Raw genomic sequence first — 24539 nt, 5'->3', positions numbered from 1 at the left:
GCCTTCGGCAGCTCCTACAGGGATCGTGCAATGACGGCGACAATGCCTTTAAACTGCGGCCCATGATTAAAGATCCCTTTGCAAGACTTGGCCTGGACCGAGAAGTCCTGACCGTCAGCCAGCTCAACGGCCGCGCGCGGGTGTTGCTCGAAGACGTGTTCAGCAACATCTGGGTCGAAGGCGAAATCTCCAACCTCGCCCGCCCGGCGTCCGGCCACGTGTACTTCACCCTCAAGGACAGCGGTGCGCAGGTGCGTTGCGCGCTGTTTCGCAATAACGCGGCGCGGGTGCGTCAGGCGCTGAAGGACGGTCTGGCCGTGAAGGTGCGCGGCAAGGTCTCGCTGTTCGAAGGGCGTGGCGACTATCAGCTGATTCTCGACACCGTGGAGCCGGCCGGTGACGGCGCGCTGCGCCTGGCCTTCGATGCGCTGAAGGAAAAGCTCAGCGCCGAAGGCCTGTTCAGTGCCGAACGCAAAGTGCCGCTGCCGGCGCATCCGCGACGCATCGGCATCATCAGTTCGCCGACCGGCGCGGTGATTCGCGACATCATCAGCGTGTTCCGCCGCCGGGCGCCGCAGGTGCAACTGACGTTGATCCCCACCGCCGTGCAGGGCCGCGAAGCCACTGCACAAATCGTCCGCGCGCTGAAAATGGCGGATGCCCGGGGTTTCGACGCGCTGATCCTCGCCCGTGGCGGTGGCTCGCTGGAAGACCTCTGGTGTTTCAACGAAGAAGCTGTGGCGCGCGCGGTCGATGCCTGCGTGACGCCGATTGTCAGCGCCGTCGGGCATGAAACCGACGTGTCGATCAGTGACTTCGTAGCCGACGTGCGCGCTCCAACGCCCTCCGCTGCCGCCGAATTGCTGGCACCGGATTCGAGTCACCTGATCCGTCAGGTGGAAAGCCTGCACCGGCGTCTGGTGATGCGCATGCGCGACCGCTTGATGCGCGATCGCCTGCGCCTTGAAGGCATGGCCCGTCGCTTGCGTCATCCCGGCGAACGTCTGCGTCAGCAAGCGCAACGCCTGGATGACCTGGACATGCGCATGCGCCGCGCCTTCGAGCGCCAGCTCAATACTCGCCGCGAACGCCTGATCCGTCTGGAAACCCGCCTCGCCGGGCAACATCCGGGACGCCAACTGGCAATGCTGCGCCAGCGCCTCGACAGCCTCGCCGAACGCCTGCCGCGAGCCATGCGCGAAGGTCTGAAAAACCGTCGCCTGCAACTGCACAGTCAGATGCAGACGCTGCACGTGGTCAGTCCGCTGGCGACTCTGGGCCGTGGCTACAGCATTCTGCTGGATGAACGCGGCCACGCGATTCGCAACGCCGCGCAAACCCACACCGGCCAGCGTCTGAAAGCCAGACTGGGCGAAGGCGAACTGCAAGTGCGCGTCGAGGACAATCACCTGACGCCTGTCACCCTCTCTTTACTGGACTGATCCATGCCGCGCTTTTTCGCTCCGTTATTGCTGCTGTGCCTGACCACCTTCAACGCCCACGCTGACAGCTACATCACCCGCCTGCTGAACAAACCGGTGCCGGGCGGCGTGGCGGTGGTTGATCTGGGCAGCGCCGCGCAGGCACCGAAAGCCACCTATCAAGGCAAACCGGTGCTGGTGGTCAAGGAACAGAACAACTGGCTGGCGATTGTCGGCGTGCCACTGACGGTCAAACCCGGCAGCCAGCAGATCAGCAGTGGCGGGCGCAATCTGCCGTTCACCGTCGGCAACAAGAAATACCCGGAACAGCACATCACCCTGAAGAACACTCAGCAGGTCAATCCGAATCCGGCCAACCTCAAGCGCATCGAGGGTGAGCTGGCCGAGCAGATCAAGGCTTACCGCAGTTTCAGCCCGAACACCCCGAGCAACCTGTTGCTGGACAAACCGGTCAACGGGCCGCTGTCGAGCAAGTTCGGCGTGCGCCGCTTCTTCAATGGCGAAGAACGCAACCCGCATGCAGGCCTCGACTTCGCGGTGCCGGCAGGCACGCCGATCAAGACCCCGGCGGCGGGCAAAGTGATCCTCACCGGCAACTACTTCTTCAACGGCAACACAGTATTTGTCGATCACGGGCAGGGCTTTATCAGCATGTTCTGCCACATGTCGAAAATCGATGTGAAGGTCGGCGATCAACTGGCCCGTGGTGCAGTGGTTGGCAAGGTCGGCTCGACCGGGCGGGCGACCGGGCCGCACATGCACTGGAACATCAGCCTGAACGATGCGCGGGTGGATCCGGCGATTTTCATTGGTGCATTCCAGCCCTGAATTATGTATTGAGGCCAATGGCCTCTTCGCGGGCAAGCCCGCTCCCACAGGTTTCTCGGGTGTACATAATATTCGTGTACGACACGGACACTGTGGGAGCGGGCTTGCCCGCGAATGCGGTCTATCCAATCCGAAAATACTACTGACACCCGCCCAACATCAATTGCGCCCCAATCTGACCTTACGCAAACATCAACAAGAACCACCGAATTACACGCAATAAAATTCTGCAAAATCCAGTATTTCGAGTATTCCTCTCAATTTTTTTCGACTGCTTGCCATCCTCTCCCCTCGCGGTTAGGGTTGAAGGCATGAAAACCTCTCACACCCTTATTCAGCTTCGCCAGCACCGCAGTCTGTGCCTCGTCAGCGCACGACTGCCGGGCTGAATCGCTGCGCCTCGTCCCAAGCGTTTTCCCGAACATTCGTTCCACCGGCAGGCCGCCTCTTTTCGGCCCAGACAATAAGGAATTTCCCGATGAGCATGCTCAAAGACCCGTCTTCGAAATACCGCGCGTTCCCCGTCATCAATCTGCCGGATCGCACCTGGCCGTCGAAAACCATCGACGCCGCGCCGATCTGGTGCAGCTCCGACCTGCGTGACGGCAACCAGTCGCTGATCGAGCCGATGGACGCGGTGAAGAAGCTGCGCTTCTGGAAAACCCTCGTGCAGGTCGGCGTGAAGGAAATCGAAGCCTCGTTCCCGGCCGCTTCGCAGACCGACTTCGACTTCGTGCGTACCTTGATCGAAGAAGGCCACATCCCGGACGACACCACCATTCAGGTGCTGACCCAGGGCCGTGAAGACTTGATCGAGCGCACCTTCGAATCCCTGCGCGGGGCGAAGAAAGCCATCGTTCACCTGTACAACGCCACCTCGCCGTCTTTCCGTCGCATCGTCTTCAACCAGGACAAGGACGGCATCAAGGCCATCGCAGTGAACGCCGCCAAGCTGTTCGTCAAATACGCGGCGATGCAGCCGGACACCGAGTGGACGTTCGAATACTCGCCGGAAACCTTCAGCGCCACCGAGCTGGAGTTTGCCAAGGAAGTCTGTGACGCGGTGATCGAGGTCTGGAACCCGACGCCTGAGCACAAGATGATCCTCAACCTGCCAGCCACTGTTGAATGCGCGACGCCGAACATCTATGCCGACCAGATCGAATGGTTCGGCCGCAACATCAACCGTCGTGACAGCGTGATCATCAGCCTGCACACCCACAACGACCGTGGCACCGGCGTCGCCGCCACCGAGCTGGGCCTGATGGCCGGCGCGGATCGCGTCGAAGGCTGCCTGTTCGGCAACGGCGAGCGCACCGGTAACGTCGACCTCGTTACTGTCGCACTGAACATGTACACCCAGGGCGTTGACCCTGAGCTGGACTTCTCCGACATCGACGGCGTGCGCAAAGTCGTCGAAGAGTGCAACCAGATTCAGGTGCACCCGCGTCACCCATACGTCGGCGACCTGGTTCACACCGCATTCTCCGGCTCGCACCAGGACGCGATCCGCAAGGGCTTCGCCCAGCAGAAACCGGATACCCTGTGGGAAGTGCCGTACCTGCCGATCGACCCGGCCGACATTGGCCGCAGCTACGAGGCGGTGATCCGCGTCAACAGTCAGTCGGGCAAGGGCGGCATCGCCTACTTGCTGGAGCAGGAATACGGCATCAGCCTGCCACGTCGCATGCAGATCGAGTTCAGCCAGGTGGTGCAGCGTGAAACCGACCGCCTCGGCCTGGAGATGACCGCCAAGCAGATCCACTCGCTGTTGATCAGCGAATACCTGCAAGCCAACACGCCTTACGCGCTGGTCAGCCACCGCCTGCAGGAAGAAAACGGCAACAGTGCCGTTGAAGTGGAAGTGGCGAGCAAGGGTCAGGGCGAAACCAACCTGCACTGGCGCGGCAAGGGCAACGGTGCGCTGGAAGCCCTGGTGGCCGGCCTGCCGGTCCCGGTGGAGATCATGGACTACAACGAACACGCCATCGGCGCAGGCACCAACGCCAAGGCAGCGGCTTACATCGAGCTGCGCGTGAACGGTGAACGTGCGGTGCACGGTGTGGGCATTGATGAAAACATCACCACCGCCAGCTTCAAGGCGCTGTTCAGTGCCCTGAACCGCTCGCTGAGCCAGCCTGAGGCGAAAGCAGCTTAAGCCTTCGCTGACATGCAAAAGGCCCCGGAATGCAAACGCCGGGGCCTTTTTGTTGAGGATCAAAAGATCGCAGCCTTCGGCAGCTCCTACATCGGGACAGCGTACATCCTATAGGAGCTGCCGCAGGCTGCGATCTTTGGCTTTTCAGGTGAACTCGAAGGTATCCGCATCCAGATTCGCCGGAAAGCGCTCGCGATACGCCGCCAGTGGTGCCGCTTCCAGTACTGCTTTGAACACGCCGTCGGCCTCCCCCGCCGCCAGCAACGTCTCGCCCTGGAAATCCAGCACCTGACTGTCGCCGGTATAGGCAAAGCCCTTGCCGTCGGTGCCAATCCGGTTCACCGCCGCCACGTAGCACAGGTTTTCAATCGCCCGCGCCGGCAGCAAGCGGTTCCAGTGCAGACGCCGTGCGCCCGGCCAATTGGCGGTGTACAGCAGCAGATCGGTGTCCTGAGCATCGCGACTCCACACCGGGAAACGCAGGTCGTAGCAAATCAGCGGCCGAATCCGCCAGCCCTTGAGTTCGAACTGCACCTGACGCTCGCCGGGCGTGTAGTGATTGTGCTCGCCAGCCATACGGAACAGGTGGCGCTTGTCGTAATGCCAGACTTCACCGTCCGGGCGCGCCCACAGCAGGCGATTGCGATGGCTGCCATCCGCCGCCTGAATGATCACGCTGCCAGTGATCACTGCATTGAGCTTCGCGGCCTGCGCCTTCATCCATTTGCGGGTCGGGCCATGCTCGGCTTCGGCGAGGGTCTCCGATTCCATAGAGAAACCGGTGGTGAACATCTCCGGCAGGATGATCAGGTCGGCGCCTCGGGCCTGTTCCAGCAGCACGTCGAAGTGCTCAAGGTTGGCCTGACGGTCATGCCAGGCGAGGCTGGTCTGGATCAGCGCCAGATTGAGATCGGGCAACGCACTCAGATCACGCATAGTTTTGCCGCTGCCTCGCGCAGCGTCTCCTCGCGTTTGGCGAAGCACAGGCGCACCAGGCGCTGGCCTTGCGGTGGATTCTGATAGAACACCGACACCGGAATGCTCGCCACGCCATGTTCGCGGGTCATCCAGATCGCCATGTCGACGTCGTTCAAATCAGGGCGAATCTGCGAGTAGTCGACCAGCTGGAAATACGTGCCGGTAACGCGGGTGAAGGTGAAACGCGACGGCGCCAGCAGATCGCAAAACAGGTCGCGCTTGGCCTGATAGAAACCCGGCAGCTCTTCAACGTGTTCCGGGTGCTCGGCCATGTAATCGGCCAGGGCGTATTGCAGCGGTGTCACGCCGCAGAAACTCACGTACTGGTGCACCTTGCGCAGCTCGGCGGTCAGCGCCGGGGGCGCAACCACGTAGCCGGTTTTCCAGCCGGTGACGTGGTAGGTCTTGCCGAACGAACTGACCACAAACGCACGCTGATACAGCTCTTCGTGAGCCAGCACGCTGACATGCGGCACGCCGTCAAACACCAGGTGTTCGTAGACTTCATCGCTGATCAGGTAGATGTCGCGCCCACGGATCAACGCTGCCAGTTGATCCAGTTCGGCACGGCTGATCAGCGCTCCGCTCGGGTTGTGCGGAGTATTGATGACGATCATTTTCGTGCGCGGGCTGAGGGCCGCGGCGAGCTTGTCGAAATCGATGGAGAAATCATCCGGGTTCAGTTGCACATGCACGCAGCGACCACCCGCCAACTGCGTCGCCGGTTCGTAGCTGTCGTAGCACGGGTCGAACACGATGACTTCGTCGCCGCTGTGGATAACCGCCTGAATCGCACAGAAGATCGCCTGGGTTGCGCCCGGCGTGACGGTCACTTCGCTGTCGGCATCGACTTTCACGCCGTAACTGCGCGCGATCTTCGCCGCGATCTGCTCGCGCAGCGCCGGCAGGCCGGTCATCGGTGAATACTGGTTGTGGCCGCTGGCGATATGCCGACCGACCGCGTCACGCAGGGATTGCGGGCCGTCGAAGTCAGGGAAACCCTGGGACAGGTTGATCGCTCCGGTCTGCGCCGCGAGCTGAGACATCTGCGTGAAAATAGTGATGCCGACGTTCGGCAACTTACTGGTGATCATCGAGGGGTTCCCTGCTCTACACCCGGCTCTGACGGCGGCGCGGGAGAGCCCGAGAATAGCCCATCCGGCGCCCATAAAAAAAGGGCGCTCAACTGAGCACCCTCTTTATCGCCGGACCTGTAGGAGCTGCCGCAGGCTGCGATCTTTTGATCTTGCCTTCAAAGCAAAGTCAAAAGATCGCAGGCTTCGCCAGCTCCTACACAAGCGGTTGAGCATTCCCACGAAATTGTGGGAACAATCAAATTGATCACTTCTTGTCGCGACGTTTCTTGCTGGCTTTCTTGTTGTGCGACATCAAGCGGCGCTTCTTGTTGACCTGACGGTCGGTCAGCGTGTTCTTGTTGCCTTCGTACGGGTTCTCGCCGCCCTTGAACTCGATGCGGATCGGCGTACCGACCAGCTTCAGCACTCGGCGGTAAGTGTTTTCCAGATAGCGCACATACGACTTCGGCACTTTCTCGATCTGGTTACCGTGGATCACGATGATCGGCGGGTTCGCGCCACCCAGGTGAGCGTAACGCAGCTTGATCCGGCGGCTGTTGACCATCGGCGGCTGGTGCTCGCTGACCGCGTCTTCGAGAATCTGCGTCAGGCGGCTGGTCGGCCAGCGGGTCACCGCGGACTTGAACGAGTTTTGCACCGAGGCGTAGAGGTTGCCCACGCCTGTACCGTGCAATGCCGAAATGAAGTGGATGTCGGCGAAGTCGACGAAGAACAGACGACGTTGCAGCTCGACCTTGACGAAGTCGCGCTCGCTCGGGGTCATGCCGTCCCATTTGTTGATCGCGATCACCAGCGCACGACCGGCTTCAAGGGCAAAGCCCAGCAGGTTGAGGTCGTGATCGACCACACCTTCGCGGGCGTCCATCACGAAGATCACCACGTTGGCGTCTTTGATCGCCTGCAGGGTTTTGACCACGGAGAATTTTTCGACTTCTTCGTGGATCTTGCCGCGCTTGCGCACACCGGCGGTGTCGATCAGCGTGTACTTCTCGTCGTTACGCTCAAACGGAATGTAGATACTGTCGCGGGTGGTGCCGGGCTGGTCATAGACGATGACCCGGTCTTCACCGAGCATGCGGTTGACCAGGGTCGACTTGCCGACGTTCGGACGGCCGATGATGGCGATCTTGATCCCGTCTTTTTCGCTCGGGCCAGGAATGCGCTTGGCTTCCTCACCTTCGGCGACGATCTCTTCTTCTTCGCCTTCCTGCGGCTCGTCTTCGTCACGCGGGAAATCGCTCAGTGCCGCTTCCAGCAGTTGAGTGATACCACGGCCATGAGCACCGGCGATCGGGATCGCGTGGCCCATGCCCAGCGGGGCGAATTCAGCGCGGGCCATTTCCGGGTCGATGTTGTCGACCTTGTTGGCGACCACGTGGGAACGCTTGTTACGCTTGCGCAAGTGTTCGGCGATCATCTGGTCGGCGGCGGTAAAACCGGCCTTGGCATCTACCAGGAACAGCACAACATCCGCTTCTTCAATGGCCAGCAGCGACTGCTCGGCCATTTTTTCGTCCATACCATGTTCGTCACCGGAGATACCGCCGGTGTCGATCAGAATGTAGGAACGCCCTTGCCACTTGGCCTCACCGTACTGGCGATCACGGGTCAGACCGGACAAGTCGCCGACGATGGCGTCGCGAGTCCTGGTCAGGCGGTTGAACAAGGTGGATTTGCCGACGTTCGGTCGGCCCACCAGGGCGATTACGGGAACCATGCGGCTCTCCACTTCGTTATTTCAGAAAATACAAAAGCCGCTGCGAGGCAGCGGCTGGTGCTCGGGGCAACGCCGGTTAGCGCTGCAAGCCCCGGAAATCCGGGGCCGCTTGGGGGTTAACCCCAAGCATAGTTGTTACTTGATGGTCAGGGCTTCCAGTTTGCCGCTGTTGCCATACACATAGATCGTGTTGCCCACCACCAGCGGACGGGCACGAAGGCCGTCACTGTCGATACGCTCACGACCCACAAAACGACCGTCCACCTGGCTCAACAGGTGCAGGTAACCTTCCAGGTCACCGACGGCTACGTAACTGGAGAACACTTCCGGCGCCGACAGCTGGCGGCGAGCCAGCGAGTCGTTGCTCCACAGCGCAGTGGTCGAACGCTCGTCAACGCCTTCAACGGTGCCCGAAGACAGGCTCACGTAAACGTTGCCGAAACCCTGGGCAACACCGGCATAGCTCGACGCATCGCGCTGCCAGAGTTGACGGCCGCTTTGCAGATCGAGTGCCGCGACGCGGCCCTGATAGCTGGCGACGTAAAGGGTTTCACCGGACAGCAGCAGACCGCCGTCAATGTCGACCACGCGCTCCAGTTCGGAACGACCGGTTGGAATCGCAACGCGCTGCTCCCAGACCGGCACGCCGTTGGAAATGTCCAGGGCAACCACTTTACCAGTCGACAGGCCAGCCACCGCGAGGCGGTTGGTCACGACGGGGGCGCTGGTGCCGCGCAGGGTCAGGACCGCAGGGGTACTGTCGTAAGTCCAGCGACGGTCGCCAGTGGCAGCGTCCAGACCGATCAGACGATCGTCCTGAGTCTGCACCACGACAACGTCACCGTTGTTGGCCGGCGGCGCGAGGACTTCGCTGGAAACCCTGGCGCGCCACTTCTCTTCGCCGTTGATGGCGTCGAGGGCAACGATTTCACCCTTGAGGGTACCGATCGTGACCAGACCGTAACCCACGCCAACGGCGCCGGAAACAGGCAGTTCAAGATCCTTTTTCCACTTCACGTCGCCATTGCCGCGATCCATGGCCATAACAATGCCGGTCACATCGGCCGCGTAGATGGTGTCACCATCAATCGCCGGAACCAGCATGTTATAGGTTTCGCCCTGACCGTCACCGATCGAACGGCTCCACTGCTTTTGCAGAACCACTTCTTCTTTGAAGTCGGTCAGCTCGGCCGGTGGCAGTTCTTTTTTGCTGTTGCTGCTGCAACCCGCGGCCAGAATGGCCAGAGCCAGCAATGCTGCATGCTTCCAACGGATCACGTCACGCATCCCCTTTGGCCAGGTCGTCGAGCTTGATTTGAAGGCCACCGACTGCCGCTTCATCCGACAGTGCCGCCTTGGCTTTTTGATACGCGGTGTTCGCCTCGTCGGTACGACCCAACTGAACCAGCAAGTCACCCTTGAGTTCTTCGCGAGTGGCCAGGAACGCCTTATCGGCATCGCCGTCGAGCAGCTTCAGGGCTTCATCAGCCTTGTTCTGCGCACCCAGCACCTGAGCCAGACGCTGACGGGCGATTTCGCCCAGCGCCGGGTTGGCCGGTTTGGCAACGATGGCCTTGAGTTCGGTGGCGGCGTCGTCCAGCTTGCCGCTGTCAACCGCTACCTTGGCCACGAACAAGCTGCCGTACTGCGCGTACGCGGTGCCGCCGAATTCGCTGTTGAGCTTGCCGGCCAGGTCCGCAACGCGGGCAGCGTCAGGCTTGCCATCCGGAGTCAGCGTGGTTTCCAGCAGTTGCTGATAGAGCACCGAGGCGCCTTGCGACTGGTTGCTCTGATACTTGTGAAAAGCCTGCCAGCCGAACACGATGACCAGCGCCAACAGGCCGCCGGTGACCAGAGGTTTGCCGTTGCGTGTCCACCAGTCCTTCAAATCCGCCAACTGTTCGTCTTCGGTACTCGACACCCCAATACTCCTTAATCGCTAAATCGGCTGTTTGGACAGCTTCAACCCTGCACGACGCAGGTGGCCAGGTGAGCGGCAAGCGCATCCCAGGCAATGCTTTGTTGTTCGCCCTGGCCACGCAGGGGTTTGAAACCTACCACTTGCTGGGCCATTTCGTCGTCACCCAGGATCAGTGCATAAAGCGCACCGCTCTTGTCGGCTTTCTTGAACTGGCTTTTGAAGCTGCCGGCGCCGGCATTGACTTGCAGACGCAGGTTTGGAAGCTGGTCACGTACACGCTCGGCCAGGGCCAGACCGGCCAGTTCGGCCTGCTCGCCAAAGGCGCAGAGGTAGACGTCGACCTGACGGGAGATTTCTTCCGGGATCTGCTCCAGGGTTTCGAGCATCAACACCAGACGCTCGATGCCCATGGCGAAACCGACGCCAGCGGTCGGCTTGCCGCCCATCTGCTCGACCAGACCGTCGTAACGACCGCCCGCGCAGACAGTGCCCTGGGCGCCGAGCTTGTCGGTGACCCATTCGAATACGGTTTTGCTGTAGTAATCGAGGCCGCGTACCAGTTTCGGGTTGAGCACGTACGGGATGCCAACCGCGTCCAGACGCGCCTTCAGACCTTCGAAGTGCGCACGGGACTCGTCGTCCAGGTAGTCGGCCATTTTCGGCGCATCGACCAATACCGCCTGAGTGTCGGTATTTTTGGTGTCGAGCACGCGCAGCGGGTTGGTTTTCAGGCGACGCTGGCTGTCCTCGTCGAGCTTGTCGTGGTGCGCCGAGAGGTACTCGACCAGCGCTTCACGATAGCGACCACGGGACTCGCTGGTGCCCAGACTGTTGAGTTCGAGCTTGACCGCATCACGGATACCCAGTTCGCCCCACAGGCGCCAGGTCATGATGATCAGCTCGGCATCGATGTCCGGACCGTCGAGGTTGAACACCTCCAGACCGATCTGGTGGAACTGGCGATAACGGCCTTTCTGCGGACGCTCGTGACGGAACATCGGGCCGATGTACCAAAGCTTCTGCACCTGGCCACCACCGGTGATGCCGTGCTCGAGCACCGCACGCACACACGCTGCAGTGCCTTCCGGACGCAGGGTCAGGGAGTCGCCGTTGCGATCTTCGAAGGTGTACATCTCTTTTTCGACGATGTCGGTCACTTCACCGATCGAGCGCTTGAACAGCTCGGTGAATTCGACAATCGGCATGCGGATCTGCTTGTAACCGTAGTTATCCAGCAAACGCGCGACTGTACCCTCGAAATAACGCCACAGCGGGGTCTGTTCGGGCAGGATGTCGTTCATGCCACGAATGGCTTGCAGAGACTTGCTCACTTTAAATCCTTAAATTCGTTCGGCTTTCAGTCAGGCTCAGCCGCGCGCGATGACCGCTGCGTCAGCTTCGACCTTCTCGGCCGCTTTCTCGCGGATCAGCTTTTCCAGCTCGTCCACCAGATTGTCATTCGTCAGTTTCTGCGACGGCTTGCCGTCGATGTAAATCAGGTTTGGCGTACCGCCGGTCAAGCCGATATGGGCTTCCTTGGCTTCGCCGGGGCCGTTGACCACGCAACCGATCACCGCGACATCCAGCGGCACCAGCAGGTCTTCAAGGCGCCCTTCCAGCTCGTTCATGGTCTTGACCACATCGAAGTTCTGCCGCGAGCAACTCGGGCAGGCGATGAAGTTGATGCCACGGGAACGCAGATGCAAAGACTTGAGAATGTCGTAACCGACCTTCACTTCCTCGACCGGATCGGCCGCCAGCGAGATGCGGATAGTATCGCCAATCCCCTCGGCGAGCAGCATACCTAGGCCCACGGCGGATTTCACTGTGCCCGAACGCAAACCACCGGCTTCAGTGATGCCCAGGTGCAGCGGCTGGACGATTTCCTTGGCCAGCAGACGGTAGGCTTCAACGGCCATGAACACATCGGAGGCTTTCACACTGACCTTGAAGTCCTGGAAATTCAGGCGTTCGAGGTGCTCGACGTGACGCAGCGCGGACTCGACCAGTGCAGCCGGAGTCGGTTCGCCGTATTTCTTCTGCAGGTCTTTTTCCAGGGAGCCGGCGTTGACGCCGATACGGATCGGAATCCCGCGGTCACGGGCGGCATCGACCACCGCGCGCACCCGGTCTTCACGACCGATGTTGCCCGGGTTGATGCGCAAGCAGTCCACACCCAGTTCGGCGACGCGCAGCGCGATCTTGTAGTCGAAGTGGATGTCGGCAACCAGCGGCACCTTGACCAGTTGCTTGATCTTGCCAAACGCCTCGGCGGCGTCCATGTCCGGCACCGAAACGCGGACGATGTCGACGCCGGCCGCTTCCAGACGATTGATCTGGGCAACGGTGGCCGCCACATCATTGGTGTCGCTGTTGGTCATGCTCTGCACAGCGATGGGCGCATCGCCGCCAACAGGCACGTTACCGACCCAGATCTTGCGCGAAACGCGACGTTTGATTGGAGATTCGCCGTGCATGACTTATTGACCCAACTTCAGGCGAGCAGTCTCGCCACTGGTGAACGGAGCGATATCGACCGGTTGGCCGTTGTAGCTGACCTGTGCGGCACGAGCCACACCCAGGCGTACCGCCAGTGGCGGCTTGCCGGAAACCGAGACGCTGTCGCCTTTGTGTTTCAGACCGCTGAACAATACCTTGCCGCGACCGTCGGTGACCTGTGCCCAGCAATCGGCGGTGAACTGCAATTGTACCTGGCCATCGCCGGCCGCCGGAGCAGCCGCTTCTGCGGTTGGCGCTGGAGTGGCCGCAACCACTGGCGCAGTCACGGCCGGCGCCGGAACAGCCGGAACGTTCGGTGCAGGTGTAGCCGGAGTGGCGACCACCGGGGCCGGGACATGAGCCGGGGCGGCTGGCGTTACGGCCGGTGCCGCTGGAGCCGCGGCCGGAGCGGCAGGCTCGGCACCGGTCGACTCAGCGGTGGTTTCCGACTGTGGCAGCGCCAGAGCAGTCGCGCCCTCAGCCTGACCTTCGGCCACGGCCTGGTCTTCCGGCTCGTCGATCGGGTGAATCTGCGTGGTGCCGTCGGCGCCTTCGACTTCAACGTGCTCCGGGGCGAGGCTGGTCAAGTCTTTGGTGCGCAGCGAGGTCTGATCCTGCCACCAGACGAAACCGCCGCCGATGACCGCAATCAGCAACAGCAGGCTGACGATCCGCAAAATGGTGTGGGATACCCGCACCGGCTCTTCAATACGACCCAGTGCATGCACATTGCTGCCCTGTGAGTCGGTGCCGGTGGACTGGTCGAACTGCTGGACCAGAACGGTCTGGTCCATGCCGAGCAATTTGGCATAAGCGCGAATGTAGCCACGAGCGAAAGTATGCCCCGGCAGCTTGTCGAAAGCGCCAGCCTCAAGATTGCTCAGGGAAGTCACGGTGAGGTTGAGCTTGAGGGCCACTTCGGCCAGCGACCAGCCATTGCTTTCGCGTGCCTGGCGCAAGGTCTCACCGGGATTAACGCGAGTCGCTGCTACAACTTCGGGATGCGCCGCTTTCATCATTGCTCCGACAGGTATTGCTGATATTCCGGCGTACCGGGATAGAGTCGTTTTAATTGCAGGCCGTAACTGGCGGCCTTGTCGCGATCTTCAAACACTTTTGCCAGCCGAACGCCGAGCAATAGACTACGTGCATTTTGCTCGGTTAGCAGGCTGAAACGGTCGTAATAGTCACGCGCGGGCACATAATGCCTGTCTTCGAAGGACAACTCAGCCATTTCCAGCAAAGCACGCGGTTGTTGACGGTTCAGCCGCAGGGCTTTTTCCAGTTGCTGCTGCGCCAGATCCCGCTGCCCGAGCTTCGAGGCGGTCATGCCGAGGTTCTCGAACACCCGCGAACGCTCAGGATACAGGGTATCGGCGGCTGCCTGCTCAAAACGCTCGTAGGCTTCCTTGTAACGCTGTTCTTCGTAGAGAAAACTGCCGTAGTTATTGAGGATTCGTGCATCGGCGGGACGCGAGGACAGGGCTTTGCGGAAATGCTCATCGGCCAGTTTCGGCTCCATTTCGGCCTGAAACACCAGCCCGAGGGCAGCATTGGCATCAGGATCGGAGCCGTCCAGCTCCAGCGCCTTCTTCAGCGGCACCTTGGCGCGCTCGGTCATCCCTTGCTGCAAGTATCCCAGTCCCAGCTGCACGTAGGCGGCACGCGCTTCGTCGCGGCCCTTGCTGGTCTTCATCGGGTTGTAGTCACCCGACAGGACACAACCAGCACACAGGCTGGCCATCAGCAACAGCAGCGCAAAGCGCAGGGACATAGAGATCCTCTCTTAGTTAGTGTTCGCGGCGTTCTGTGCCATATCGCTGTCGGCGCTCAACTCGCGCACGGCGATGTAACGTTCGCTGCGACGGGTGCGATCCAGCACCTGCCCTACCAATTGACCACATGCGGCGTCGATGTCTTCACCACGGGTGGTGCGGACAGTGACGTTAAAGCCGGCCTGATGCAACTGATCCTGGAACCGACGAATGGCATTATTGCTCGGCCGCTCATAACCGGAATGCGGGAACGGGTTGAACGGAATCAGGTTGATCTTGCACGGAATGTCTTTGAGCAACTCGATCATTTCCACCGCGTGCTCAAGCTTGTCGTTGACGTCCTTGAGCAAGGTGTACTCGATGGTCAGCACACGTTTCTCGCCCAGGGCGGACATGTAGCGCTGGCACGACTCGAGCAGCATCTTAAGCGGATATTTCTTGTTGATCGGCACCAATTGGTTACGCAATGCGTCATTCGGTGCGTGCAGGGACAACGCCAGGGAGACGTCGATGTGCTTGGCCAGCTCATCGATCATCGGCACCACACCCGAAGTGGACAGGGTCACGCGGCGCTTGGAGATCCCGTAGCCCAGGTCATCCATCATCAGATGCATGGCGGCCACGACGTTGTCGAAGTTCAGCAGCGGTTCGCCCATGCCCATCATCACCACGTTGGTGATGGCGCGGTCGATGGTAGCCGGAACACTGCCGAAGGATTTGTTGGCAATCCACACCTGACCGATGACTTCGGCGGCGGTGAGGTTGCTGTTGAAGCCTTGCTTGCCGGTGGAGCAGAAACTGCAGTCCAGGGCACAGCCTGCCTGGGACGAAACGCACAGAGTGCCGCGTTTGCCCTGGGGAATGTACACGGTCTCGACACAGCTGCCGGACGCCACGCGCACCACCCACTTGCGGGTGCCGTCGCTGGAAATGTCCTCGCTGACCACTTCGGGACCACGGACCTCAGCAACAGCCTTGAGCTTTTCGCGCAAGGCCTTGCTGACGTTCGTCATGGCGTCGAAATCATCGACGCCAAAGTGGTGAATCCATTTCATTACCTGACCGGCACGGAAACGCTTCTCCCCGATTGAGTCGAAGAATTTTTCCATTTCCGGCTGGGTCAGACCCAGCAGGTTTGTTTTAACAGTCGATGTCGTCATGGATTCACCTTCACTCTTTAAGCAATGCTTAGCGAGTGGTTACTTCAGTAGCTGCGAAGAAGTACGAGATTTCGCGAGCAGCAGCGGCTTCGGAGTCCGAACCGTGAACGGCGTTGGCGTCGATCGACTCGGCGAAGTCAGCACGGATGGTGCCGGCAGCAGCTTCTTTAGGGTTGGTAGCGCCCATCAGCTCACGGTTGCGAGCGATAGCGTTTTCGCCTTCCAGAACCTGGACAACCACTGGACCGGAGATCATGAAAGCAACCAGGTCACCGAAGAAACCGCGCTCTTTGTGCTCAGCGTAGAAGCCTTCAGCTTCGGCTTTGGACAGCTGCTTCATTTTCGAAGCAACCACTTTCAGACCAGCCTTTTCGAAACGGGTAACGATTTCGCCGGCAGCGCCTTTAGCAACGGCGTCAGGCTTGATGATGGAGAAAGTACGTTGAACAGCCATGGTGTAACTCCAGAAACAGTAATTTGCGAAAAATTAAACCCGCGAATTATACGCGGGTTCTTGGGTATTGCCTAACCTGCGAGGACGATCAGTCCAATTCTTCAGCCCAGAGCGTCTGAACCGCTTCCAACACTTTCTCGCCGACCCGGCCAGAGGTGTTGTCAAAATCCGGCAGCTCTTTGATCCATTGCTGCAGATCGACGAAATTGACAGAAAACGGGTCTACGCCCGGCTTGGCTTCGGCCAATTCTTCTGCAATACGTTGAACATCATTCCAACCGTAGCTCATGACAGTCTTACCAGTCAGTGCGGCGCTTCGGCCGCATGATTAAGCGAATATTTCGGGATCTCGACGGTGAGGTCTTCTTCACCAACGATAGCCTGACAGGCCAGGCGCGATTGCGCTTCCAGACCCCAGGCGCGATCGAGGAAGTCTTCTTCCAGTTCGTCGGCCTCTTCCAGCGAGTCGAAACCCTCGCGGATGATGCAGTGGCAAGTGGTGCAGGCGCAGACGCCGCCGCAGGCACTTTCCATCTCGATATGGTGTTCATGGGCCAGCTCGAGAATCGAAGTGCCAGGCTCAGCCTCGACGACCATCCCTTCAGGGCAGAACTTCTCGTGGGGCAGAAAAATGACCTGCGGCATCAGATATCCTCGATTTCATTCAGATTGCGCCCCGACAGAGCGGCTTTCACCGTCAGATCCATGCGGCGGGCAGCAAAAGCATCGGTCACTTGCGACAGACGCTTGGTCTGTTGCTCGATGGCGTAACCATCGGTGCCTTTCATCAATTCGGCCAGTTCCTGCATCTGCAACTCGATGACCATGCGCTCTTCGGCGTCGAGCAAGCGCTCGCCATCGGCCTCCAGAGCGCCCTGCACCGCCTCGATCAGACGCTGGGCATCGACTTGCTGCTCGCGCAGGACGCGGGCGACCTTGTCGTCGTTGGCGTGCTGGAACGAGTCCTTGAGCATCTTGGCGATTTCACCGTCGGTCAGACCGTAGGACGGCTTGACCTGAATGCTCGCCTCAACGCCCGAACCCAGTTCACGGGCAGACACGCTAAGCAGACCGTCGGCATCGACCTGGAAGGTCACGCGAATCTTCGCCGCGCCGGCTACCATCGCCGGAATGCCGCGCAGTTCGAAGCGTGCCAGGGAGCGGCAGTCGCTGATCAGCTCGCGCTCACCCTGCAGCACATGGATCGCCATGGCCGACTGGCCGTCTTTATAAGTAGTGAAATCCTGCGCGCGGGCAACCGGGATGGTGGTGTTGCGCGGAATCACCTTTTCCATCAGCCCGCCCATGGTTTCCAGCCCAAGGGACAGTGGAATCACGTCGAGCAGCAGCAGTTCACCGCCATCACGCTTGTTGCCAGCCAGCGTATCCGCCTGGATCGCAGCCCCGATGGCCACCACTTGATCCGGGTCGATTTCCGTCAATGGCTGACGACCGAAGGCTTCGGCGACCGCTTCGCGAACGCGCGGCACACGGGTCGATCCGCCGACCATGACCACAGCATGCACGTCTTCCAGCTCAATACCGGAATCACGCACGGCGCGACGGCAGGCTTTCAGGCTGCGGGCGACCATTGGCTCGATCAGCGCATCGAAGGCTTCGCGGCTCAGCTGCGCTTTCCAGTTACCGTAGGCGACTTCGACGCTGGGCGCATCGGTCAGGGCCTCTTTGGCCGCGCAGGCGGTTTGCAGCAGATTGCGTTGCGCACCCGGGTCGAGATCGGCGGACAAGCCGGCGCTCTCGATGATCCAGCCAGCAATCGCGTGATCGAAGTCATCGCCGCCCAGCGCGCTGTCGCCGCCGGTGGCCAGCACTTCGAATACGCCGCCAGTCAGACGCAGAATCGAAATATCGAAGGTGCCGCCGCCCAGGTCATAGATTGCGACCAGACCTTCGGCGTGTTGATCCAGACCATACGCCACCGCGGCAGCAGTCGGCTCGTTGAGCAAGCGCAGCACGTTCAGACCGGCGAGTTTCGCCGCATCCTTGGTGGCCTGACGCTGAGCATCATCGAAATACGCCGGAACAGTAATCACCGCACCGACCAGTTCGCCACCCAGGGTCGCTTCAGCACGCTGACGCAGCACCTTGAGGATGTCGGCGGAGACTTCGACCGGGCTTTTCGGGCCTTGCACGGTGTCGATGAACGGCATGTGCGATTCGCCACCGACAAAGCGGTACGGCAGTTGCTCGCCCAATTGCTTGACGTCGGACAGACCACGGCCCATCAGGCGCTTGACCGACAGTACAGTGTTCAAGGGATCGGAGGACGCGGCCAGCTTGGCCGACTCGCCAACCTCGACGCGGTCGGCGTGATAACGCACGGCGGACGGCAGGATGACCTGCCCGTCAGCGTCGGCCAGTGGTTCGGAAAGACCACTGCGCAACGCAGCGACCAGCGAATTGGTAGTGCCCAAGTCGATCCCCACAGCCAGACGACGCTGGTGTGGTTGAGGACTTTGGCCGGGTTCGGCGATCTGCAGTAGGGCCATCGTGATCAGGACTTATCTGTATATCAGGCGTGCGACCGGAGCGGCACTGGGTTAATCGTCGAGGCGCTCTTCTAACTGGCGCACTTCGTAGGTGAGCTTGTCGAGGAACTGCATGCGCCGCATCAGGCGTTCGGCCTGCTCGCGTTGCGCCGCATCATCCCAACAGGCTGCGAAGCTTTCGTTCAACTGTTCCTGAGCGACTTTCAAGCGACGCTTGAATACCGCGACACCGTCGAGGTCGGCGCTGTCCTGGAGGTCTTCGAGCTCTTCGCGCCACTGCATCTGCTGCAAGAGAAACTCGGGATCATGCACCGTGACTTCCATCGGCACTTCATGCCCGCTGATGGTCAGCAGGTAGCGTGCGCGCTGGGCAGGACTCTTGAGCGTCTGGTAGGCATCGTTGAGCCGCGCAGACTGCTCGAGCGCCGACCGCTGCTCGCGCTCGGAAGCGTCGGCAAAGCGGTCAGGATGAACACCGCGCGCCAACTCACGATAGCGCGTGGCCAACTGCTCGAGATCCAGGCGGAAGCTCGGTTGCAGCTCGAATAAAGCGAAATGACAAGGAATACCCACGACAAGCCTCAGATGTTGAAGCTTTCGCCGCAGCCACATTCACCGCGTACGTTGGGGTTGTTGAACTTGAAGCCTTCGTTCAACCCTTCCTTGACGAAATCGAGCTCGGTGCCGTCCAGGTAGGCCAGGCTTTTCGGGTCGATGATCACTTTCTCGCCGTGACTTTCGAACACCTGATCCTCGGCAACCACCTCGTCGACAAACTCCAGCACGTAGGCAAGGCCGGAACAGCCTGTGGTGCGAACACCCAGACGAATCCCTTCACCTTTGCCGCGCCCGTCGAGGGAGCGTCGCACGTGTCGAGCAGCCGCTTCTGTCATGCTGATAGCCATCGTTGACTCCTTACTCGTCGCGCAATGCTTAGATCAAGCCTTTCTTCTGCTTGTAGTCGCGAACAGCCGCTTTGATAGCGTCTTCAGCGAGTACCGAGCAGTGGATTTTCACTGGCGGCAGGGCCAGTTCTTCGGCCAGCTGAGTGTTCTTGATGGTCTCGGCTTCGTCCAGCGTCTTGCCCTTCATCCACTCGGTGGCCAGGGAGCTGGAAGCGATTGCCGAACCGCAGCCGTAGGTCTTGAACTTGGCGTCTTCGATAACGCCCTGATCGTTGACCTTGATCTGCAGACGCATCACGTCGCCGCACGCCGGAGCGCCAACCATGCCGGTGCCGACATCCGGATCTTCCGCGTTCATCTTGCCGACGTTGCGCGGGTTTTCGTAGTGGTCGATGACCTTTTCACTGTAAGCCATGGTGCTTAATCCTCACTCATCAGAGAGTCGCTCTTTAAACCCTGCAACCTTGGGTCGCAGGGTCGGTTCGCGGCGACTTGAAATCAGTGTGCCGCCCACTCGATTTTCGAAATGTCGACACCGTCTTTGTACATGTCCCACAGCGGCGACAGGGCGCGCAGCTTGGTAACAGCCTCGCAGACCTTCTGCGCGGCGTAGTCGATTTCTTCTTCGGTGGTAAAACGGCCGAAGGTGAAACGGATCGAGCTGTGTGCCAGTTCGTCGTTGCGGCCCAGGGCGCGCAGTACGTACGAAGGCTCCAGGGACGCCGAGGTGCAGGCCGAACCGGACGATACCGCCAGATCCTTGAGCGCCATGATCAGCGATTCGCCTTCAACGTAGTTGAAGCTCAGGTTCAGGTTGTGCGGAACGCGGGCGGTCAGGCTGCCGTTGACGTACAGCTCTTCCAGATGCTCGACCTGCTTGTAGAAGCGGTCGCTCAGGGCTTTGATGCGCACGTTTTCGGCAGCCATGTCTTCCTTGGCTACACGGAACGCTTCGCCCATGCCGACGATCTGGTGGGTCGCCAGGGTGCCGGAACGCATGCCACGTTCGTGACCACCGCCGTGCATGGTCGCTTCGATGCGCACACGCGGCTTGCGGCTGACGTACAGCGCGCCGATGCCTTTAGGGCCGTAGGTTTTGTGGGCGGAGAACGACATCATGTCGACTTTCAGCTTCTGCAGGTCGATCTCGACCTTGCCGGTGGACTGAGCCGCGTCGACGTGGAACAGGACGCCCTTCGAACGAAGCAGTTCGCCAATGGCAGCGATGTCGTTGATGGTGCCGATTTCGTTGTTCACATGCATCACCGACACCAGAATGGTGTCCTCGCGCAGTGCCGCTTCGATCATCGCCGGAGTGATCAGACCGTCTTCGGTCGGCTCGAGGTAGGTGACTTCGAAACCTTCACGCTCCAGTTGGCGCATGGTGTCGAGGACAGCCTTGTGCTCGATCTTGGAGGTGATCAGGTGCTTGCCTTTGGAAGCGTAGAAATGTGCCGCACCCTTGATAGCCAGGTTGTCGGACTCGGTAGCGCCCGAGGTCCAGACGATTTCACGCGGGTCGGCGTTGACCAGATCGGCCACCTGACGACGGGCGTTTTCGACGGACTCTTCAGCTTTCCAGCCGAACACGTGGGAACGGGACGCCGGGTTACCGAAGTTTCCGTCGACCAGCAGGCATTCACTCATCTTTTGCGCAACGCGCGGATCGACCGGGGTGGTCGCAGAGTAATCAAGGTAAATCGGCAATTTCATGGACTATCTCCTAAATCAGGGCTGGCGTTCCGCTAGCTCTTCGGCTGTCATTCGACGGCGGACGCTTCAATCTTGTCCAGGCGTGGCGCCTTGCTGTTGCAACGGCGCTGGTCCTGACGCTGGGCTACTTCTTGCACCTCACGGCGAGTTACAAGATCAGCCAAGCTGATACCACTTAGAAATTCGTGAATCTGCAGGCTCAGGTCGCACCACAGGTGATGGGTCAGGCAGGTGTCGCCGGAATGGCAATCGCCCTGGCCCTGGCACTTGGTAGCATCAACCGATTCGTTGACCGCATCGATCACCTGCGCCACCTGGATACCCTGCATGTCGCGCGACAGCTGATAACCACCGCCAGGACCGCGAACACTGGAAACCAGGTTACTGCGGCGCAGCTTGGCGAAAAGCTGTTCGAGATAGGACAGGGAGATGCCTTGGCGCTCGGAGATATCGGCCAGGGACACCGGCCCGTGCTGCGCGTGCAACGCCAGGTCAAGCATGGCGGTCACGGCGTATCGGCCTTTTGTAGTCAGTCGCATGGACAATTACCACGGAGTTCGGAATGGGCGGGAGTATGCAATTCCCGAGCATTTAAGTCAACTATAAGACCTAGTGCTTTAGTCGGGTTTACCCGCAAAAGAGCGCGCGCATGATAGCAGGGTCTGCGGCTTAATGGCACACCGGTTGCCGCATGCCTGTGCAGGAGCTGCCGAAGGCTGCGATCTTTTGCTTTTGCTGCCAATCAAGATCAAAAGATCGCAGCCTTCGGCAGCTCCTGCATAGACGTGTCAGCCCGCTTTGGATTCGTCTTTGCCTTTGACGCAGGCGAAGTCTTCTTCGCGCAGCTCAGGCAGATCTTTCGCACAGTAATTACTGCCCAGATCCTTCAGCGCGCCGCACATCCCCTCCAGCCGCCCGTCCACCGCCTGCAGGTGATCGAGCAACTGACCGATGGCACGCGCCACCGGGTCAGGCATGTCTTCGCTGACGCCATAGGCATCGAAACCGATCTTCTCGGCCATGGCTTTGCGCTTGGCGTCCTGTTCTTCATCAGACTTGACGATGATCCGACCCGGAATCCCCACCACTGTGGCGCCCGGCGGCACTTCCTTGGTGACCACTGCGTTGGAGCCGACTTTGGCACCCGCCCCCACCGTGAATGGCCCGAGTACTTTGGCACCAGCCCCCACGACAACCCCATCACCCAGCGTCGGGTGGCGCTTGCCCTTGTTCCAACTGGTGCCGCCGAGGGTGACGCCCTGATAAATGGTCACGTCATCGCCGATCTCGGCGGTTTCACCGATGACGATGCCCATGCCGTGATCAATAAAGAAGCGCCGACCGACCTTGGCCCCCGGATGAATCTCGATCCCGGTCAACCAGCGCCCGAAGTTCGACACCAGCCGCGCCAGCCATTTCAGCTCGTGGCGCCACAGCATCCCGGCCAACCGATGAATCCAGATCGCGTGCATACCGGGGTAGCAGGTCAGGACTTCAAAAGCGTTACGCGCCGCCGGGTCTCGATGGAATACGCTCTGGATATCTTCACGCAAACGCTCAAACATCATTCAGTCCTTCCGCTTAAGAAGCTCACCACGGGCCGCTTTCTGGGTTTCCGTGAGGATGCCACGCAAAATATTCATTTCCGCCCGGCTGACCGAGCTGCGTCCATACAACCGGCGCAGGCGCGCCATCAAGTGCCGTGGCTTTTCCGGATCAAGAAACTCGATGGCGACCAGCGTCTGCTCCAGATGCTCATAAAAGCGCTCCAGCTCATCCATCGTCGCGAGCTCGGCACTTTTCACCGAGGCCACTTCTTCTTTCTCGATCTTGGTCGGCTGCCCTTGAGCGGCCAGCCAGGCCATGCGCACTTCATAGCTCAACACCTGCACCGCCGCCCCGAGGTTCAACGAACTGAACTCAGGATCGGAGGGGATGTGCACGTGAAAGTGACATCGCTGCAACTCCTCATTGGTCAGGCCGGAGTCCTCACGACCGAACACCAGCGCGATCTCCGCGCCCTGCCCGGCCTCCTCGACCACTTTGCTCCCGCATTCGCGGGGATCGAGCAGCGGCCAGGGAATGCGCCGGTCACGGGCGCTGGTGCCGAGCACCAGATTGCAGCCGACCAAAGCGTCTTCCAAGGTGGCGACGACTTGTGCGTTTTCAAGAATGTCCCCGGCACCGGAAGCACGGGCATCGGCTTCGTGGTGCGGAAACAGACGCGGCTCGACCAGCACCAGCCGCGACAGCCCCATGTTTTTCATGGCGCGTGCGGCCCCGCCGATATTGCCGGGGTGGCTGGTATTGACCAGGACGACACGAATGTTCTGCAACAAGGGAGGCGCTCTCGGACACAGGAAAGGGGTGCAAATCTTACAGAACAGCCTACCGTTAAGCTATGAAAGCGAACAGCGACCTTCACCTGAAGAAAAGTTCTGATAGAATGCGCGGCTTTCTTTAACAACCTTAGGTGACACATCCATGCAGCCCATGCTGAATATCGCGCTGCGCGCCGCCCGCAGCGCCAGTGAACTGATCTTCCGCTCCATCGAGCGCCTGGATACCATCAAGGTCGACGAAAAAGACGCCAAGGATTATGTATCCGAGGTCGATCGCGCCGCCGAACAGAAAATCATCGATGCGCTGCGCAAGGCTTACCCGAATCACTCGATCCAGGGTGAAGAGACCGGCATGCACGTCGGTAACGGCATCGAAGGCGAAGAGTACCTGTGGATCATCGATCCGCTGGACGGCACCACCAACTTCCTGCGCGGCATTCCTCACTTTGCGGTCAGCATTGCCTGCAAATACCGTGGCCGCCTGGAACACGCAGTGGTTCTGGATCCGGTTCGCCAGGAAGAATTCACCGCCAGCCGTGGTCGCGGTGCGCAATTGAATGGTCGCCGCCTGCGCGTCAGCGGTCGCACCAGCCTCGAAGGCGCCCTGCTGGGTACCGGCTTCCCGTTCCGTGACGACCAGATGGACAACCTCGACAACTACCTGGGCATGTTCCGCGCCCTGGTTGGCCAGACTGCCGGCATCCGCCGCGCCGGTTCCGCCAGCCTGGACCTGGCCTATGTGGCCGCCGGTCGTTTCGACGCGTTCTGGGAGTCGGGCCTGTCCGAGTGGGACATGGCGGCTGGCGCCCTGTTGATCCAGGAAGCAGGCGGCTTGGTGAGCGACTTCACCGGCGGCCACGATTTCCTTGAAAAAGGCCATATCGTTGCCGGCAACACCAAATGCTTCAAGGCAGTGCTGACGGCGATCCAGCCGCACCTGCCGGCCTCGCTGAAGCGCTAAGCTTCCCGCGAAACGCAAAAAGCACCCTTCGGGGTGCTTTTTTTATGCCTGTAACTTGATCTTCAGATCACCAAAATCT

General features: G+C 60.3%; 25 protein-coding genes. 4 read left to right on the top strand and 21 right to left on the bottom strand.

The features are described 5' to 3' along the window. Positions 1–62: 62 nt before the first annotated feature. The 3 genes from xseA to leuA all read left to right on the top strand — a co-directional run bounded on the left by xseA (position 63) and on the right by leuA (position 4428). Positions 63–1442: an exodeoxyribonuclease VII large subunit gene (gene xseA / locus B1722_RS05405; protein ID WP_086791719.1), complete on the top strand. Its 1380-nt coding sequence runs from the start codon at positions 63–65 to the stop codon at positions 1440–1442. Between the two features lie 3 nt (positions 1443–1445). Then, the gene (locus B1722_RS05400; protein ID WP_007964447.1) at positions 1446–2270 is read left to right on the top strand and encodes a peptidoglycan DD-metalloendopeptidase family protein; all 825 of its coding nucleotides are present in this window, start codon (positions 1446–1448) and stop codon (positions 2268–2270) included. Positions 2271–2748: 478 nt separating this feature from the next. Next, the gene (gene leuA / locus B1722_RS05390) at positions 2749–4428 is read left to right on the top strand and encodes a 2-isopropylmalate synthase (protein WP_086791717.1); all 1680 of its coding nucleotides are present in this window, start codon (positions 2749–2751) and stop codon (positions 4426–4428) included. A 144-nt stretch (positions 4429–4572) separates the two neighbouring features. On the opposite strand, the gene B1722_RS05385 is transcribed toward leuA, so the two are convergent. The 21 genes from B1722_RS05385 to trmJ form a co-directional block, all read right to left on the bottom strand. Continuing rightward, complete coding sequence (locus tag B1722_RS05385) at positions 4573–5364, bottom strand: amidohydrolase (protein ID WP_041071873.1); 792 nt, start codon at positions 5362–5364, stop codon at positions 4573–4575. Then, positions 5352–6500 carry a pyridoxal phosphate-dependent aminotransferase gene (locus tag B1722_RS05380; protein WP_086791715.1) on the bottom strand — a complete coding sequence of 383 codons (1149 nt, stop codon included), beginning with the start codon at positions 6498–6500 and terminating at the stop codon, positions 5352–5354. Before B1722_RS05380 ends, B1722_RS05385 begins: the two co-directional genes overlap by 13 nt. A 247-nt stretch (positions 6501–6747) precedes the next feature. Further along, complete coding sequence (der, locus tag B1722_RS05375) at positions 6748–8220, bottom strand: ribosome biogenesis GTPase Der (RefSeq protein ID WP_041071834.1); 1473 nt, start codon at positions 8218–8220, stop codon at positions 6748–6750. Between the two features lie 135 nt (positions 8221–8355). Further along, positions 8356–9507 carry an outer membrane protein assembly factor BamB gene (gene bamB, locus B1722_RS05370; protein ID WP_047296334.1) on the bottom strand — a complete coding sequence of 384 codons (1152 nt, stop codon included), beginning with the start codon at positions 9505–9507 and terminating at the stop codon, positions 8356–8358. Beyond that, on the bottom strand, positions 9500–10141 hold the full coding sequence (locus B1722_RS05365) for a tetratricopeptide repeat protein (RefSeq protein WP_007964436.1): 642 nt from the start codon (positions 10139–10141) through the stop codon (positions 9500–9502). The genes bamB and B1722_RS05365 overlap by 8 nt, the downstream gene beginning before the upstream one ends. 41 nt (positions 10142–10182) lie before the next feature. Further along, the gene (gene hisS, locus B1722_RS05360) at positions 10183–11472 is read right to left on the bottom strand and encodes a histidine--tRNA ligase (protein WP_086791713.1); all 1290 of its coding nucleotides are present in this window, start codon (positions 11470–11472) and stop codon (positions 10183–10185) included. A gap of 36 nt (positions 11473–11508) precedes the next feature. Then, positions 11509–12618: a flavodoxin-dependent (E)-4-hydroxy-3-methylbut-2-enyl-diphosphate synthase gene (ispG, locus tag B1722_RS05355; protein ID WP_025109215.1), complete on the bottom strand. Its 1110-nt coding sequence runs from the start codon at positions 12616–12618 to the stop codon at positions 11509–11511. 3 nt (positions 12619–12621) lie between these two features. Then, positions 12622–13656 (bottom strand): RodZ family helix-turn-helix domain-containing protein, encoded by a 1035-nt coding sequence (locus B1722_RS05350; RefSeq protein ID WP_086791711.1) that lies wholly within the window; start codon positions 13654–13656, stop codon positions 12622–12624. Beyond that, positions 13656–14414, bottom strand: coding sequence for a type IV pilus biogenesis/stability protein PilW (gene pilW, locus B1722_RS05345; RefSeq protein ID WP_086791709.1), 759 nt, complete (start codon positions 14412–14414; stop codon positions 13656–13658). The genes B1722_RS05350 and pilW overlap by 1 nt, the downstream gene beginning before the upstream one ends. Before the next feature lie 12 nt (positions 14415–14426). Continuing rightward, complete coding sequence (gene rlmN / locus B1722_RS05340; RefSeq protein ID WP_086791708.1) at positions 14427–15575, bottom strand: 23S rRNA (adenine(2503)-C(2))-methyltransferase RlmN; 1149 nt, start codon at positions 15573–15575, stop codon at positions 14427–14429. A 28-nt stretch (positions 15576–15603) separates the two neighbouring features. Next, entirely contained in the window at positions 15604–16029 is a 426-nt protein-coding gene (gene ndk, locus B1722_RS05335; protein ID WP_003227894.1) for a nucleoside-diphosphate kinase, read from the bottom strand. A gap of 88 nt (positions 16030–16117) precedes the next feature. Beyond that, the gene (iscX, locus tag B1722_RS05330) at positions 16118–16318 is read right to left on the bottom strand and encodes a Fe-S cluster assembly protein IscX (protein WP_008084655.1); all 201 of its coding nucleotides are present in this window, start codon (positions 16316–16318) and stop codon (positions 16118–16120) included. Between the two features lie 14 nt (positions 16319–16332). After that, positions 16333–16674 (bottom strand): ISC system 2Fe-2S type ferredoxin, encoded by a 342-nt coding sequence (fdx, locus tag B1722_RS05325; protein ID WP_041071821.1) that lies wholly within the window; start codon positions 16672–16674, stop codon positions 16333–16335. Then, positions 16674–18539: a Fe-S protein assembly chaperone HscA gene (gene hscA, locus B1722_RS05320; RefSeq protein ID WP_086791706.1), complete on the bottom strand. Its 1866-nt coding sequence runs from the start codon at positions 18537–18539 to the stop codon at positions 16674–16676. The genes fdx and hscA overlap by 1 nt, the downstream gene beginning before the upstream one ends. Before the next feature lie 51 nt (positions 18540–18590). Then, a complete protein-coding gene (gene hscB, locus B1722_RS05315; protein WP_003227901.1) occupies positions 18591–19112 on the bottom strand; it encodes a co-chaperone HscB in 522 nt (173 codons plus the stop codon). A gap of 8 nt (positions 19113–19120) precedes the next feature. After that, on the bottom strand, positions 19121–19444 hold the full coding sequence (gene iscA / locus B1722_RS05310; protein ID WP_003227904.1) for an iron-sulfur cluster assembly protein IscA: 324 nt from the start codon (positions 19442–19444) through the stop codon (positions 19121–19123). A gap of 28 nt (positions 19445–19472) precedes the next feature. Beyond that, positions 19473–19859: a Fe-S cluster assembly scaffold IscU gene (iscU, locus tag B1722_RS05305; protein ID WP_003227907.1), complete on the bottom strand. Its 387-nt coding sequence runs from the start codon at positions 19857–19859 to the stop codon at positions 19473–19475. Between the two features lie 83 nt (positions 19860–19942). Then, entirely contained in the window at positions 19943–21157 is a 1215-nt protein-coding gene (locus B1722_RS05300) for an IscS subfamily cysteine desulfurase (RefSeq protein ID WP_041071812.1), read from the bottom strand. Between the two features lie 47 nt (positions 21158–21204). Then, positions 21205–21696, bottom strand: a complete 492-nt coding sequence (gene iscR, locus B1722_RS05295) for a Fe-S cluster assembly transcriptional regulator IscR (protein WP_003227911.1) — start codon at positions 21694–21696, stop codon at positions 21205–21207. Positions 21697–21945: 249 nt separating this feature from the next. Continuing rightward, complete coding sequence (gene cysE, locus B1722_RS05290; protein WP_041071871.1) at positions 21946–22722, bottom strand: serine O-acetyltransferase; 777 nt, start codon at positions 22720–22722, stop codon at positions 21946–21948. Between the two features lie 3 nt (positions 22723–22725). After that, the gene (gene trmJ / locus B1722_RS05285) at positions 22726–23496 is read right to left on the bottom strand and encodes a tRNA (cytosine(32)/uridine(32)-2'-O)-methyltransferase TrmJ (RefSeq protein ID WP_041071810.1); all 771 of its coding nucleotides are present in this window, start codon (positions 23494–23496) and stop codon (positions 22726–22728) included. 145 nt (positions 23497–23641) lie between these two features. Between trmJ and suhB the strand changes: the two genes are divergently transcribed. Then, positions 23642–24460 (top strand): inositol-phosphate phosphatase, encoded by an 819-nt coding sequence (gene suhB / locus B1722_RS05280; protein WP_007964419.1) that lies wholly within the window; start codon positions 23642–23644, stop codon positions 24458–24460. Positions 24461–24539 lie beyond the last annotated feature (79 nt).

It is taken from the genome of Pseudomonas sp. SCPG-7 (assembly GCF_002156405.1).
GTDB classification, from domain to species: domain Bacteria; phylum Pseudomonadota; class Gammaproteobacteria; order Pseudomonadales; family Pseudomonadaceae; genus Aquipseudomonas; species Aquipseudomonas parakoreensis.
Note: the sequence above shows the minus strand (reverse complement) of the source record. Positions and strands in the feature narration are given on the sequence as shown.

Bases quoted from the DNA above. Each gene is read 5' to 3' on its own strand.
- xseA (WP_086791719.1), top strand. From the start codon at position 63: ATGATTAAAGATCCCTTTGCAAGACTTGGCCTGGACCGAGAAGTCCTG.
- B1722_RS05400 (WP_007964447.1), top strand. From the start codon at position 1,446: ATGCCGCGCTTTTTCGCTCCGTTATTGCTGCTGTGCCTGACCACCTTC.
- leuA (WP_086791717.1), top strand. From the start codon at position 2,749: ATGAGCATGCTCAAAGACCCGTCTTCGAAATACCGCGCGTTCCCCGTC.
- B1722_RS05385 (WP_041071873.1), bottom strand. From the start codon at position 5,364: ATGCGTGATCTGAGTGCGTTGCCCGATCTCAATCTGGCGCTGATCCAG.
- B1722_RS05380 (WP_086791715.1), bottom strand. From the start codon at position 6,500: ATGATCACCAGTAAGTTGCCGAACGTCGGCATCACTATTTTCACGCAG.
- der (WP_041071834.1), bottom strand. From the start codon at position 8,220: ATGGTTCCCGTAATCGCCCTGGTGGGCCGACCGAACGTCGGCAAATCC.
- bamB (WP_047296334.1), bottom strand. From the start codon at position 9,507: ATGCGTGACGTGATCCGTTGGAAGCATGCAGCATTGCTGGCTCTGGCC.
- ispG (WP_025109215.1), bottom strand. From the start codon at position 12,618: ATGCACGGCGAATCTCCAATCAAACGTCGCGTTTCGCGCAAGATCTGG.
- B1722_RS05350 (WP_086791711.1), bottom strand. From the start codon at position 13,656: ATGAAAGCGGCGCATCCCGAAGTTGTAGCAGCGACTCGCGTTAATCCC.
- pilW (WP_086791709.1), bottom strand. From the start codon at position 14,414: ATGTCCCTGCGCTTTGCGCTGCTGTTGCTGATGGCCAGCCTGTGTGCT.
- rlmN (WP_086791708.1), bottom strand. From the start codon at position 15,575: ATGACGACATCGACTGTTAAAACAAACCTGCTGGGTCTGACCCAGCCG.
- ndk (WP_003227894.1), bottom strand. From the start codon at position 16,029: ATGGCTGTTCAACGTACTTTCTCCATCATCAAGCCTGACGCCGTTGCT.
- iscX (WP_008084655.1), bottom strand. From the start codon at position 16,318: ATGAGCTACGGTTGGAATGATGTTCAACGTATTGCAGAAGAATTGGCC.
- fdx (WP_041071821.1), bottom strand. From the start codon at position 16,674: ATGCCGCAGGTCATTTTTCTGCCCCACGAGAAGTTCTGCCCTGAAGGG.
- hscA (WP_086791706.1), bottom strand. From the start codon at position 18,539: ATGGCCCTACTGCAGATCGCCGAACCCGGCCAAAGTCCTCAACCACAC.
- iscA (WP_003227904.1), bottom strand. From the start codon at position 19,444: ATGGCTATCAGCATGACAGAAGCGGCTGCTCGACACGTGCGACGCTCC.
- iscU (WP_003227907.1), bottom strand. From the start codon at position 19,859: ATGGCTTACAGTGAAAAGGTCATCGACCACTACGAAAACCCGCGCAAC.
- B1722_RS05300 (WP_041071812.1), bottom strand. From the start codon at position 21,157: ATGAAATTGCCGATTTACCTTGATTACTCTGCGACCACCCCGGTCGAT.
- iscR (WP_003227911.1), bottom strand. From the start codon at position 21,696: ATGCGACTGACTACAAAAGGCCGATACGCCGTGACCGCCATGCTTGAC.
- cysE (WP_041071871.1), bottom strand. From the start codon at position 22,722: ATGTTTGAGCGTTTGCGTGAAGATATCCAGAGCGTATTCCATCGAGAC.
- suhB (WP_007964419.1), top strand. From the start codon at position 23,642: ATGCAGCCCATGCTGAATATCGCGCTGCGCGCCGCCCGCAGCGCCAGT.